The organism is Marinobacter lipolyticus SM19 (genome assembly GCF_000397065.2).
GTDB classification, from domain to species: domain Bacteria; phylum Pseudomonadota; class Gammaproteobacteria; order Pseudomonadales; family Oleiphilaceae; genus Marinobacter; species Marinobacter lipolyticus.
Map to the genome: position 1 here is coordinate 18,975 of NZ_KE007306.1, position 13,016 is coordinate 31,990.

A 13,016-nucleotide genomic window follows, 5' to 3' on the forward strand; every position below is an offset into this window, starting at 1 on the left:
TTTGCCAGCACCGGGCCAAGATGAAAACAGCCGGACATGCCGGCTGTTTTCCTATTTCGGCCAACAGGACCTCAATTCAAGGTCCCGAAGCAATCAGCCCTGCTGAGGCTGACCGGCCTGAACGGCCTCTTCGTATTTGACCTTCTTCTCTTTGACCTTAGCCTGTTCAAGCACATGGTCAACCACCTGATCTTCCAGCACGGAAGATTCAATCTGGGACTTCTGCTCGGGGCTGCTATTGAAATGAGCAACCACTTCTTCAGGCTGTTCATACGTTGACGCGATTTCCTGGATCTTTTCGTCAACCTTGGCCGGATCGGCCTTCAGGTCGTTCTTCTTGACCACTTCCTGGAACAGCAGGCCTGTCTTTACGCGGCGCTTGGCCTGCTCTTCAAAGATTTCCTTGGGCAGCTGCTGGAAATCAACCTGGCCGCCGAAACGCTGAACCGCATCCTGACGCAGGCGATCGATTTCCTGATCAACCAGGGCAGTCGGGATATCAAGCTCGGTGGTTTCCAGAAGGCCGTCAACCACGTCGTTCTTGACCTTGTTAGAAACCGCCTGCTTGAGCTCACGCTCCATATTCTTCTTCACTTCCTCGCGGAAAGTGGCTTCGTCTTCCGCCTCAATGCCGAACTTCTTGAAGAACTCTTCATTCAGCTCAGGCAGCTGCGGCTCTTCAACCTTGTGAATCTTGATTTCAAACTTGGCCGGCTTACCCGCCAGGTCTTCATTCTGATAATCCTCAGGGAAGGTTACTTCGATTTCCAGGTCTTCACCGGCCTTGCCGCCGACAATGCCCTTCTCGAAGCCCGGGATCATCTGGCCGGAGCCGAGGGTCAGACGATGCCCTTCAGCAGCGCCGCCTTCAAATTCCTCGCTATCAATAAAGCCCTTGAAGTCGATGGTTACAATGTCCTTGTTCTTGGACTTGCGCTTGACTTCCTTCATGGTGGCCTGCTGACGACGCAGGTTATCGATCATGCTGTCGATGTCCTTGTCGGTAATCTCGGAGGTCAGCTTCTCGACGGAGATTTTGCTCAGGTCACCCAGTTCGATTTCCGGCAAAACTTCAAATGTGGCAACGAATTCCAGATCCTTGCCCTCTTCCATCACGGTCGGCTCGAGCTTCGGCCAGCCCGCCGGATTGATGTCCTGCTCCTGCAGCGCCTTGATGTAGGTATCACGCATAACCTCGCCAACGACTTCCTGGCGAACACTGGCACCGAAACGACGCTTAACCACGCTCATGGGCACCTTACCCGGGCGGAAACCGTTCAGGCGTACAGTGCGGGCAGTTTCCTGCAGGCGTTTCTGGACCGCCTGGTCAATTTCCTGGGCGGGCACACCAATCGTCATGCGACGCTCGATGTTGGAGGTCGTTTCAACAGACACTTGCATGGAAGATCCTCAAATTACAGGTTCAGTATGTGAATGAAATTAAACCTAAAAGTCCGTCCCAGAGAGGCTTCCCTCAGAAGGACCGAAAATTAAAAGCCGGTAGTTTATCACGGTTTGCCCCACCGAGAGAATCACCTGTCACAGCCACTTTCAGTGATTGCGACGACATCGGGGCTTTGCTATTCAGGAAGTGGGGGCAAAAACGAAAAAAGAAAGGGGGTGGTGCGAGAGGAGAGACTCGAACTCTCACGGGTTGCCCCACTGGAACCTAAATCCAGCGCGTCTACCAGTTCCGCCACTCTCGCACAACAGAATGAAGAATTACCAATGACTAACTGCCATCATGAAACTCAACAAACGCGGAAATCAAGCCTGAAAGAAAAGTGGGGTGGACGAAGGGGTTCGAACCCTCGACCGCAGGAGTCACAATCCTGAGCTCTACCAACTGAGCTACGTCCACCACATCGGGACATGCCTTTCGGCACTCACATCTGTTCGCTTAAACTTAAACTTAAACTTTGCTGGTTCGGCGACTCCGGTGCTGACCAAGCTCACGACTTTATGGCGCGCCCGGCAGGACTCGAACCTGCGACCATCCGCTTAGAAGGCGGATGCTCTATCCAGCTGAGCTACGGGCGCTTGACCGTTCGCCCACCTGAATATCCAGAAAAGTGGTCGGGGTAGAGAGATTCGAACTCCCGACATCCTGCTCCCAAAGCAGGCGCGCTACCAGACTGCGCTATACCCCGTCTGAACTGAACAACAAGTGCCTCAGCAAAGTTGGCGCGCATATTACCGGCGCCGCACCCTGCCGTCAACACAGAATTGAAAATTGATTTAAGCGGCAACGGATTAAGTGACCAACGACAGCAGAATAAGTTCCCCTGCCCTGCTCTCCAAGCATACCTCCAATTGGAGTTCCGACGGAAGCATGAGACAATGCGCAGCCTTCATTTATGCCCAACCGACAAGACAAAGACATGAGCGCCAAACTGATCAATGGAAAAGAGATTGCCGCCAAGGTTCGCCAGCAGGTTGCCGCCGGCGTGGAAGCCCGCCGACAGCAAGGACTGAGAGCCCCGGGGCTCGCCGTGGTACTGGTCGGCAACGATGCCGCCTCGCAGGTATACGTAGGCAACAAACGTAAGGCATGCGACGAGGCGGGCATCCTGTCCCTATCCTATGACCTTCCGGAAGATACCTCCCAGGAATCCCTGGAGGCACTGGTAGAAGAACTCAACGAGAACCCGACCGTTGACGGCATTCTCGTGCAGCTGCCACTGCCAGACCATCTTGACGCCGACCCGATCCTGGTAAAGATTCGCCCCGACAAGGACGTGGACGGCTTCCACCCCTACAACATCGGTCGCCTGATGCAGCGTAAGCCGGCTCTTCGCCCGTGCACACCCGCAGGTGTCATCACCCTGCTGGACAGCATTGAAACCCCCTACAAGGGTCAGCACGCAGTCATTGTCGGCGCATCCAACATTGTAGGCCGCCCCATGAGCATGGAACTGCTGCTCAAAGGTGCCACAATCACTGTCTGCCACCGCTTCACTCCGAACCTGGAAAAGTTCGTGAGCGAAGCCGACATCCTGATTGCCGCTGTAGGCAAACCCGGCCTGATTAAGGGCGAATGGGTGAAGCCCGGAGCCACGGTGATCGATGTGGGCATCAACCGCATGGAGGATGGCAGATTACGAGGTGACGTGGACTTTGAGGCCGCCGCGGAACGAGCAGCCTATATCACCCCAGTGCCTGGCGGTGTGGGGCCGATGACGATTGCGACGCTGTTGGAGAATACCCTGTATGCGGCGAATGTGCTGCACAAAGACTGAAACACTGTCGGATTACGGCTTCGCCTAATCCGACCTACAATTACTAATTCGACCTACATGCACTGACTCTGGATTGCCCCTCCCGTAGGTCGGATTAGGCGTAGCCGTAATCCGACACCTCCTTGAAGGTGCCCACACAAAAAAAGCCCCACTCTAAAGCGGGGCTTTTTTCATTCCTGAAGCTTACTGGCCGTACTTGGCCTTTGCCTTCAGGCGGTATGCGTGCAGAAGTGGCTCGGTATAGCCATTCGGCTGCTCGCGGCCCTTCAGAACCAGATCCAGCGCTGCCTGGAAGGCGATGCTGTCATCGAAGTTCCCCGCCATCGGACGGTACGCCGGATCAGCGGCGTTCTGCTTGTCGACCACAGCGGCCATGCGCTTCATGGTTTCCATAACCTGCTCTTCCGAACAGATGCCGTGGTGCAGCCAGTTAGCCAGCAGCTGGGATGCAATCCGCAGGGTGGCGCGGTCTTCCATCAGGCCAACATCATTGATGTCCGGCACCTTGGAGCAACCAACACCGTGGTCGATCCAGCGCACAACGTAACCGAGAATACCCTGGGCGTTGTTGTCCAGCTCCTGCTGAATGTCTTCCGCAGACAGGGACTTCGGATCGTCCATGACCGGCACGGTCAGGATGTCGTCCAGGTTGGCGCGGGTGCGGCTCTCCAGCTCTTTCTGGATATCGGCGACGGATACCTGATGGTAGTGAGTCGCGTGCAGGGTGGCAGCAGTCGGAGACGGTACCCAGGCAGTATTGGCGCCAGCTTTCGGGTGACCGATCTTGGCTTCCAGCATGCCGGCCATCAGGTCTGGCATCGCCCACATACCTTTACCGATCTGCGCCACACCACGGAAACCGGTCTCCAGACCAATGTCCACGTTCCACTGCTCGTAGGCGTTGATCCAGGTGGCCTGCTTCATTGGCCCCTTACGGATGAACGGACCCAGCTCCATGGAGGTATGAATTTCGTCACCGGTACGATCCAGGAAGCCGGTGTTGATGAATACCGCACGCTCTTTGGCTGCGTGGATGCAGGCCTTGAGGTTCACGGTGGTACGACGCTCTTCGTCCATGATGCCGACTTTCAGGGTGAAGCGCGGCAGACCGAGCGCGTCTTCAACACGACCGAAGAATTCGTTGGTGAACGCCACTTCTTCCGGACCGTGCATCTTCGGCTTCACGATGTACATGGAGCCGGTGGTGCTGTTCTGGAACTTGCCGTTGCCCTTCAGATCGTGAATGGCGATCAGCGACGTGATCAGGCCATCCATCAGACCTTCCGGAATCTCGTTGCCATCTTTCAGCAGGACCGCCGGGTTGGTCATCAGGTGACCTACGTTACGGATGAACATCAGGCTGCGACCTTTCAGGTTCAGCTCGCCGCCATCTGGTGCAGTGTAGCCACGGTCAGCGTTCATCTTACGGGTCAGCTGCTCGCCACCCTTTTCGAAGGTTTCCTGCAGATCACCCTTCATCAGGCCGAGCCAGTTGCGGTAGGCCAGCGCCTTGTCGTCCGCATCCACGGCTGCAACAGAATCTTCACAGTCCATGATGGTGGTCAGGGCTGACTCCATCAGCACGTCTTTCACGTTGGCGCCGTCGTCTTTACCGATCGGGTGGCTGGCGTCAATCTGGATTTCGAAGTGCATGCCGTTCTTGACCAGCAGCACACCCGTGGGCGCATCAGCCGCACCAGTGTAACCAACAAAGCCGGCTTCGTCCTTCAGACCAGTGGTTTCACCGTTCTGCAGCTTGACCACCAGCTTGCCACCTTCAACCAGATACTTGGCAGCATCCTTGTGGCTGCCGGAGGCCAGAGGAGCGGAGCTGTCCAGCAGGTTGCGGGCAAACTCGATAACCTTGGCACCGCGAACCGGGTTGTAGCCACGGCCTTTGTCCGCACCACCTTCTTCGGCGATCGCGTCGGTGCCGTACAGCGCATCGTACAGACTACCCCAGCGGGCGTTGGCTGCGTTCAGAGCAAAACGGGCGTTCATGATCGGAACCACCAGCTGCGGGCCAGCCATGGTGGCCACTTCCGGATCCACATTGGATGTGGAGATCTTGAACTCGCCCGGCTCGTCAACCAGGTAGCCAATCTCTTTCAGGAAGGATTTGTACTCGGCCATGTCCAGCTTCTGACCCTTGTGGTCACGGTTCCAGCTGTCCATCTTTTCCTGAATGGCATCGCGCTTGGCCAGCAGTTCGCGGTTACGCGGCGCCAGCTCGTTCACGATCTTGTCGAATTCAGCCCAGAATTTGTCTGCATCAACTCCGGTGCCCGGAATCGCTTCGTTGTTCACGAAATCATACAGATTCTTCGCGACCTGAATGCCGCCGACTTGTACGCGTTCTGTCATCGTTGTCTGCCTCAGTGGGTTAATTTCCCGACTCCCTCTGACACGGGGAGTTGTTCCAAAGTGAGCGCCGGATTGTACGTGAAAATCCGTACAAGGTCAGCCCCGGCGCCAGGTCGTTCCTTCACGAGAATCGTCAAGAATGATGCCTTTCTCCGCCAGTTCGTCGCGGATGCGATCACCTTCGGCGAAGTTTTTCGCCTTGCGTGCTTCCGCCCGGGCCTGAATCATGGCCTCAATGTCCTCGGCGGTCAGCTCTCCACCGGCGTCCGCCTGGAAGAAGGCTTCCGGGTCCTGCTGCAAGAGTCCCAGCACACCACCGAGACGGACCAGCACAGCCGCCGCCTGCCTGGCCTCCTCTTCCTTACCCTCACGACGGTGCTGATTGATTTCATTAGCCACGGCATGGAGCACGGCTATGGCTCCCGCGGTGTTGAAATCATCATCCATAACCTCTTCAAAGCGCTTGTCATATTCGGTTGCCGCCACATCCTTGGCGGGAATAATCCCACGCAATGAGTGGTACAGCTTGGTCAGGGTACGGCCGGCCTCCGCCAGACTCTCTTCCGAATAATCCACCTGGCTGCGGTAATGGCTGGAAACCAGGAAGTACCGCACGATCTCCGGCGGGTATTTCTCCAGTATCTCCCGAATGGTAAAGAAATTACCCAGGGACTTGGACATCTTCTCCTTGTTCACCCGGATGGCACCGGCGTGCATCCAGGTGTTCACGAAAGTCTGGCCATTGGCGCATTCGGACTGGGCAATCTCGTTCTCGTGGTGTGGGAACAGCAGGTCCGGCCCGCCACCATGGATATCAAAGGTTTCACCCAGGCAGCAGTTGGACATCGCTGAACATTCAATGTGCCAACCCGGGCGACCATTACCCCAGGGGGATTCCCAGCTCACCTCACCCGTCTTCGCGGCTTTCCACAAAGCGAAATCCGCCGGACTGCGCTTGGCTTCCTGCACATCCACCCGGGCACCGGCCACCAGATCTTCCAGTTTTTTCTTGCTGAGCTTGCCATAGTCTTCGTACGACTCGACAGCGAAGTAAACATCGCCATTATCCGCTGCATAGGCGTGGCCGCTGGCGACGAGCTTGTGGATCATGGCGATGATTTCATCGATGTAAGCGGTGGCTCGGGGCTCTTCCGTCGGCGAGAGCACGCCCAGGCGGGCCTCATCTTCGTGCATGGCCGCAATCATGCGCTCGGTCAGGTCGGTGTAAACCTCGCCGTTCTCGTCCGCCCGGCGCAGGATCTTGTCATCAATATCGGTAATATTGCGCACATAGTGCACGTCATAACCACGATGGCGCAGGTAACGGGTGATCACATCAAAAGCCACCAGCACCCGGGCGTGGCCCAGGTGGCAGTAGTCGTACACGGTCATGCCGCACACATACATGCGCACCTTGCCCGGCTCGATGGGTTTGAACTCTTCCTTTTGCTGCGTGAGCGTGTTGTGTATACGAATCACTTGGCCCCCTTACCCCAGGAATCACGAAGCGTGACGGTGCGATTGAACACAGGACGACCAGCGCTTTCAGTTAGTTCCTGGTCACAGAAGAAATAGCCTTCACGCTCAAACTGGTACGGCAGATCCGTACGGGGCGCCACCAAGCCCTTCTCGGCTCGGGCACCGCTAAGGCGCACCAGGGACTCCGGGTTGATGTGGTCGACGAAATCACTGTCCTTGTCACTATCCGGAGACTCGTGGTTGAACAGCCGGTCGTACTGGTTGATGTCGACCTCGACGCTGTCCGTGGCAGACACCCAGTGAACAACCCCGTTCGGCTTGTAGCCTTCCGGATTCACGCCCAGTGTATTCGGATCGTATTCGCACTTGAGTTCGACAATCTCACCACTGTCGTCCCGGATAACCTCGCGACAGGTCATGACATATCCACCACGCAGACGAACCGCCTGATCCGGCGCCAGACGCTTCCATTTTCGGGGCGGCTCCTCGACGAAATCTTCACGGTCGATGTACAGCGTCTGACTCCAGGTCACTTCCCGCTCCCCCATGTCCGGGTTCTGCGGGTGAACCGGCAACACCAGGGTTTCCGTCTTGTCTGCCGGATAATTTGTCAAGGTGACCTTGAGCGGGCGCATCACGCACATGGCGCGGGGCGCACGGGTGTTGAGATCCTCACGAATGGCATGCTCCAGCATGCCCACATCCACGGTACCGCCGGCCTTGTTGACACCGATCATGTCGCAGAAGGTGCGGATGGATTCCGGCGTGTAGCCGCGGCGGCGCATACCGGAAATGGTGGGCATGCGCGGGTCGTTCCAGCCGTCTACGAAACCTTCATCCACCAAACGCTTGAGCTTGCGCTTGGAGGTGATGGTGTAATTCAGGTTAAGCCGGGCGAATTCAATCTGCCGTGGCTGGCAGGGGGCGGTAATATTCTCCAGCACCCAGTCGTACAGTGGCCGATGATCCTCGAATTCCAGCGTGCACAGGGAGTGAGTAATACCCTCCATGGCATCGGAAATCGGGTGGGTGAAGTCGTACATCGGATAGATACACCACTTGTCACCGGTCTGGTGATGGTCCGCGTAGCGGATACGGTACAGAATCGGATCCCTCAGGTTGATATTGGGTGAGGCCATATCAATCTTGGCCCGCAGCACCAACTCACCGTTCTGATATTTACCATCACGCATATCACGGAACAGCTGGAGACTTTCGTCAATCGGGCGGTCCCGATAAGGGCTGTCCCTGCCAGGAGTCTTCAGGGAACCACGGAATTCTGCCATCTGGTCCGCAGTCAGTGCGCAGACATAGGCCTTGCCCTTGGTAATCAGTTCTTCGGCGAAGTCATAGATGGCATCGAAGTAATCGGAGGCGTAACGGACGTCGCCGCCCCAGGTGTAGCCCAGCCACTCCACGTCCTGCTTGATGGCATCAATGTATTCCTGGGATTCCTTCTCGGGATTGGTGTCATCAAAACGCAGGTTGCACTCACCACCAAAAGTCTCGGCAATACCAAAGTTCAGGCAAATGGACTTGGCATGCCCAACGTGCAGGTAGCCATTCGGCTCTGGCGGGAACCGCGTCACGACCTGGCCGGTGTGTTCGCCTTTGGCAATCGCGTCTTCGATCAGGCTCTGAATAAAGTTATGGGCTTTCTTCGACTCGGCGCTCATAGGTTCTCTAGTTAACAGGGAGTGGATCTGAAACCGCGTATTATACTCACAAATACTGCCCTAACTCATGCACACGCTGAAACTCTTCAGTACAATAAGCTCCGTATCTATTTTCAACCTTCTGAACAGGAAACCCTGATGATTCTGCTGAAAACCTCCCACGGTGACATCACACTGGAACTGGACTACGAAAAAGCCCCGGAAACCGCCAGGAATTTCGAGCAATATGTGCGCGACGGCTTTTATGACGGGCTGATTTTTCATCGTGTTATCAGCAACTTCATGGTACAGGGCGGCGGATTCGAGCCGGGCATGACACCACGCAAGACCCGTGAACCGATCCAGAACGAGGCCGACAACGGGCTCAGCAACATGCAAGGTACCGTGGCCATGGCCCGCACCATGGACCCGCACTCCGCGACGGCCCAGTTTTTTATCAACGTCGAAAACAACGGTTTTCTGGACCACACCGCCAAGAATGCAGAAGGCTGGGGCTACTGCGTGTTTGGCAAGGTCGTTGAGGGCATGGACACGGTCAATGCCATCCGCGCCGTACGCACCACCATGCGCTCCGGACATCAGGACGTTCCCGCCGAAGACGTGATGATTGAAAAGGCGGAGGTAGTCGAGGACGGAGGCGCAGCGTGACCACGCTGTTCATATCCGACCTTCACCTGGAAGAGTCCAGGCCGGACATCACCGACGCGTTTCTTGGGTTTCTGGAAAATCGCGCCCGGGGTGTGGATCAACTCTACATCCTGGGTGATTTCTTTGAGGCCTGGATCGGGGACGATGAGCGCACCCCTCTGCAGGAGCAGGTTGCCCAGGCGTTGAAAGCCCTCAGCGACAGTGGCACCGCCATTTTCCTGATGCATGGTAACCGTGATTTCCTGATTGGTGAGGACTTTTGCGCTCGCGCCGGAGCCACATTGCTGGACGATCCCACCGTGGTGGACCTTTACGGCACCCCTACCCTGCTTATGCACGGTGACAGCCTGTGTACCGCTGACGTGGAGTACCAGAAGTTCCGCAAGAACATGCGTAACCCGCAGTGGCAGCAGATGATCCTCCAGCGCCCGCTGGAAGACCGCCAGCAGATGGCCCGTCAGTTACGGGAGATCAGCATGGCGAAAAACCAGGGCAAGGAAGAGTTCATCATGGACGTGACCCCCGAAGAGGTGGTCAAAGTCATGGAAGAGCATGGCGTTCAACGGCTGATCCATGGCCACACCCACCGCCCTGCGGAGCATCAGCTGGAAGCCAATGGCAAGCCCGCCCGTCGCATTGTGCTGGGCGACTGGGACAAACATGTCTGGTGGCTTACTGTCGAGCCTGAAAAAGAACCTGTACTGGACAAGCAGCCGCTCTGAGAAAGACGGTCATAGCAAGGACTCCGGCGGCTCCCGGTATGTATCGAGCCGCTTGAGCCAGCCAGGTAGCCAGCGCTCTTTCTCGATAGGGTTGCTGGCATTATTGGCCCGCCGCGTCAGCACGGTCGCAGCCGCCTCACGAAACTGCGCCAGCACCGGCCCCTCGGCTGCCCCCGACATCGCACGTAATACCTGCAATAGCCCCCACCCTTCTCCGCGATACCGCTCGCCGGGTGACAGCCCTTCCCCCTTGAAATTCACATAGTCCATCAACGCATAGGCACCGCCCGGCGTTGCGGTTAACGCCGCCAGCCGCTCCCGGATCAATGACCGCTCCTCATCCGGTGCCGCGGCGACAATGGCCGCAAGGGACGATTGGGCCCGCTCGAAAATGAAGGCCACCTGGACACCCTTTGTGCCAGCCAGGAGTTGGCGCAACGCCTCAACCTGCGGGCTATCTGCGACTTGCAGGAAAGCTTCCCTGTCCGGCCAGGGCGCCCACGGGGTATCACGCTCCCCGAGCCATTCAGGAAGGTCGACCGACTGTTCCTGCATGTACGCGAGCAGCGCGGGAAAGCTCTCAACAAAACGTTCGTTCACACCTTCCGGATACCAGATGAAATGACCAATGCCCAGGGAAGGAAACGCTTCACCTTCGTTCCAGTGCACCAGGCACTCCCGACGACCGGCGCATTCATTCAGGAATACCTGGTGGCCAATCCACTCGAACTCTTCTTCGCTGAGATGCCATTGCGGTGAGCGCTCCTGCCCCGTGAACTCAGCCACCAGCAACAGAACCGCAAACCCCAACAACAATCCTGCAACGGTCATTCGCATTGTTAAACGCCTCAACTCCGTGCTTTTTTATTCCAGAATGCCATTAAAACACCGAACACCCTTTCCCCAGGATTAATTCTGAGACACAGACGCCCATCTGGCCGAGTCATGAGTTGAACCCCCTGATCGCTGACGCATACTGTAGTTAGGTACTTTACACAGGACACTAGCCCCGATGAGATTGCCAGTCGTTCTGACCGACCGTCGTTTTCTGTTAACCGTATTGCTGGCCTTTGGCTGGTTACTACTGGTTCGGGCCGGCCATATTCTGCAAAGCGGGGTATGGCCAAGCCCGCTCGGCACCTTTGGTGGCGACCTGGCCGGGGCTTTTATTCTCGCAGTGTTACTAACCATCACCAGCGGGCCCTGCCGCGCCGTTCTTGTGCTGCTTCTTGGCGTTGCGGCCTACGTCGCAGGCATGCACCTGATGGCCCATGGCACGCTGTTTCAGCTGGCCTTCGCTGGCAAGGGAATGAACCCAACGTTTATCAGTGGCAGCCTGATCAATGTTTACCTGATCCTCCTGCCCGTCTACATTGGCTTTGCCTGGACACTCCACCGCATCCACCGGGCGCTGATACCTCAACCACCAGCGGCTTGCACAGCCCTTACCACGTCCGCTGTTGCCGTGGTTCTTGTTTATGGCCTGTCGTTCCCGAGCCTGACAACACCCGCCAACAACATTGTCGCCAGTGCCTTTGCCCAGATCCCCGGAGCAATCGTCAATCCCGTTGGCACCGCGATCAGCGATGAGGCCGTAGACACAGATAAAAGCCTGGAAGCCCGAACCAATTTCTTCCACCAGCAGATCACCTCACGCCCCAACAACAACCCTCCCAATGTATTGCTGATCATGATCGAGGGGCTGTCTGGTGGATATTTACCCAGTATCAGCAGCTACCACGGCCTGGAACCCGCAGTCGCGCTGGAGCATCTGGAAGGTACCCTTCAGGATCGGGGATTCAGGCTTTATCGAAACACGCTCAGCATGGAACGTCAGACGGACCGCGGGACTTTCGCCATCATCTGTGGGCGTTATCCGGACTTCCGTCGCCCCTCGAATAAGATGCTGGATGTCGCGGAAGAGCGTACTCATCCGGACTGCCTGCCCAGCAAACTCAAGGATAACGGCTACTACACCGCGTATTGGCAAGCAGCACCGATTGCCTACATGAATAAAGACAAGTTCATGCCCAGGGCGGGTTTTATGGATGTGACCGGCGCCGAACATCTGAGCAACCCAAAGGACATCGACGGTTGGGGCCCCCCAGACCCAATATACTTCAACGATGTCGCCACGCGCCTGCAGGAGCTGGATCAGAAAACCTCCCCCTGGTTTGTCACACTGCTCAATGTCGGCACACACCACCCTTTCAATATCGGCCAGGAAGCCGAGCAGGAAATCGCCACGGACGAGGCTGAAACTAACGGGAATTCCACAGAAACAATCATGGTGCAGCCGCAGCAAGCGCGTCGCAACGCCATGAGAGTGATGGAGAAGTCCCTTGGAAACTTTCTGGAACGGCTGGAGACCGCTGGCACACTAGATAACACCCTGATCATCCTGACGTCCGATGAATCCGGAGGTTTTGTTCGATCCGACCACGAATCCCTGCCCCTGAACAGCAACCTTGGCGTATTGGCTCTACGCCCGCCCGAGCAGAGTGATTTTTCCCACTATGCAGATCGGAACGTAATTACCGCGCAACTCGATATTCCCATGACCATACTGGATGCGACCGGGTATGGTGACCAGGCCGGCGGAATGATCGGGCGCAGCCTGTTGGTCACCAATGACCGCACGCGGAGGGACATCCTGCTGGCCGATACCTACACCGGGCTCAAATACTTCTTACGTGAAAGCGGACAGCTGCTGGCTTGTACAGAGATGCTCACCCGCTGCACTTCCTGGTCTTTCAATCCAAAGCGTGTATTCGGCACCTTCCAGGAGTCTGACAAGCCGCCATTCCTGTCGCTGGAAGACCGACTGGCGCTATTCGAGGATGCGGCCGCACCAAACCGGGTGGAGGAGCAGCGCTAACCGACAACAC

9 protein-coding genes and 4 tRNA genes are annotated in these 13,016 nt (G+C 56.8%); 4 read left to right on the plus strand and 9 right to left on the minus strand.

The features are described 5' to 3' along the window. Positions 1-93: 93 nt before the first annotated feature. From tig to MARLIPOL_RS00090, 5 genes are all read right to left on the minus strand, one after another. Complete coding sequence (gene tig, locus MARLIPOL_RS00070) at positions 94-1,401, minus strand: trigger factor (protein WP_012135997.1); 1,308 nt, start codon at positions 1,399-1,401, stop codon at positions 94-96. A gap of 220 nt (positions 1,402-1,621) precedes the next feature. After that, positions 1,622-1,706 (minus strand) — tRNA-Leu (locus MARLIPOL_RS00075). A 79-nt stretch (positions 1,707-1,785) separates the two neighbouring features. After that, positions 1,786-1,861, minus strand: a tRNA-His gene (locus tag MARLIPOL_RS00080). A gap of 102 nt (positions 1,862-1,963) precedes the next feature. Continuing rightward, positions 1,964-2,040: transfer RNA gene (locus tag MARLIPOL_RS00085), tRNA-Arg, on the minus strand. Between the two features lie 33 nt (positions 2,041-2,073). Beyond that, positions 2,074-2,150, minus strand: a tRNA-Pro gene (locus MARLIPOL_RS00090). Between the two features lie 231 nt (positions 2,151-2,381). Between MARLIPOL_RS00090 and folD the strand changes: the two genes are divergently transcribed. Continuing rightward, on the plus strand, positions 2,382-3,239 hold the full coding sequence (folD, locus tag MARLIPOL_RS00095) for a bifunctional methylenetetrahydrofolate dehydrogenase/methenyltetrahydrofolate cyclohydrolase FolD (RefSeq protein ID WP_012135999.1): 858 nt from the start codon (positions 2,382-2,384) through the stop codon (positions 3,237-3,239). Positions 3,240-3,422: 183 nt separating this feature from the next. On the opposite strand, the gene MARLIPOL_RS00100 is transcribed toward folD, so the two are convergent. From MARLIPOL_RS00100 to MARLIPOL_RS00110, 3 genes are all read right to left on the minus strand, one after another. Beyond that, entirely contained in the window at positions 3,423-5,603 is a 2,181-nt protein-coding gene (locus MARLIPOL_RS00100; RefSeq protein WP_012136001.1) for a malate synthase G, read from the minus strand. Between the two features lie 96 nt (positions 5,604-5,699). Beyond that, positions 5,700-7,082, minus strand: a complete 1,383-nt coding sequence (gene cysS / locus MARLIPOL_RS00105) for a cysteine--tRNA ligase (RefSeq protein WP_012136002.1) — start codon at positions 7,080-7,082, stop codon at positions 5,700-5,702. Next, positions 7,079-8,758 (minus strand): glutamine--tRNA ligase/YqeY domain fusion protein, encoded by a 1,680-nt coding sequence (locus MARLIPOL_RS00110; protein ID WP_012136003.1) that lies wholly within the window; start codon positions 8,756-8,758, stop codon positions 7,079-7,081. The genes cysS and MARLIPOL_RS00110 overlap by 4 nt, the downstream gene beginning before the upstream one ends. Positions 8,759-8,896: 138 nt before the next feature. Between MARLIPOL_RS00110 and MARLIPOL_RS00115 the strand changes: the two genes are divergently transcribed. Further along, positions 8,897-9,406: a peptidylprolyl isomerase gene (locus MARLIPOL_RS00115; RefSeq protein WP_012136004.1), complete on the plus strand. Its 510-nt coding sequence runs from the start codon at positions 8,897-8,899 to the stop codon at positions 9,404-9,406. Continuing rightward, positions 9,403-10,128 carry a UDP-2,3-diacylglucosamine diphosphatase gene (locus MARLIPOL_RS00120; protein ID WP_012136005.1) on the plus strand — a complete coding sequence of 242 codons (726 nt, stop codon included), beginning with the start codon at positions 9,403-9,405 and terminating at the stop codon, positions 10,126-10,128. Before MARLIPOL_RS00115 ends, MARLIPOL_RS00120 begins: the two co-directional genes overlap by 4 nt. A 9-nt stretch (positions 10,129-10,137) precedes the next feature. On the opposite strand, the gene MARLIPOL_RS00125 is transcribed toward MARLIPOL_RS00120, so the two are convergent. Beyond that, positions 10,138-10,965: a hypothetical protein gene (locus tag MARLIPOL_RS00125; RefSeq protein WP_036190212.1), complete on the minus strand. Its 828-nt coding sequence runs from the start codon at positions 10,963-10,965 to the stop codon at positions 10,138-10,140. A gap of 175 nt (positions 10,966-11,140) precedes the next feature. Between MARLIPOL_RS00125 and MARLIPOL_RS00130 the strand changes: the two genes are divergently transcribed. Next, positions 11,141-13,006 (plus strand): LTA synthase family protein, encoded by a 1,866-nt coding sequence (locus MARLIPOL_RS00130; protein WP_012136008.1) that lies wholly within the window; start codon positions 11,141-11,143, stop codon positions 13,004-13,006. Positions 13,007-13,016: the final 10 nt, after the last annotated feature.

What these genes read in the sequence shown, in the direction of transcription:
- MARLIPOL_RS00115 (WP_012136004.1), top strand. Translation starts at nt 8,897, where the DNA reads ATGATTCTGCTGAAAACCTCCCACGGTGACATCACACTGGAACTGGAC.
- MARLIPOL_RS00110 (WP_012136003.1), bottom strand. Translation starts at nt 8,758, where the DNA reads ATGAGCGCCGAGTCGAAGAAAGCCCATAACTTTATTCAGAGCCTGATC.
- MARLIPOL_RS00100 (WP_012136001.1), bottom strand. Translation starts at nt 5,603, where the DNA reads ATGACAGAACGCGTACAAGTCGGCGGCATTCAGGTCGCGAAGAATCTG.
- folD (WP_012135999.1), top strand. Translation starts at nt 2,382, where the DNA reads ATGAGCGCCAAACTGATCAATGGAAAAGAGATTGCCGCCAAGGTTCGC.
- tig (WP_012135997.1), bottom strand. Translation starts at nt 1,401, where the DNA reads ATGCAAGTGTCTGTTGAAACGACCTCCAACATCGAGCGTCGCATGACG.
- MARLIPOL_RS00130 (WP_012136008.1), top strand. Translation starts at nt 11,141, where the DNA reads ATGAGATTGCCAGTCGTTCTGACCGACCGTCGTTTTCTGTTAACCGTA.
- MARLIPOL_RS00125 (WP_036190212.1), bottom strand. Translation starts at nt 10,965, where the DNA reads ATGCGAATGACCGTTGCAGGATTGTTGTTGGGGTTTGCGGTTCTGTTG.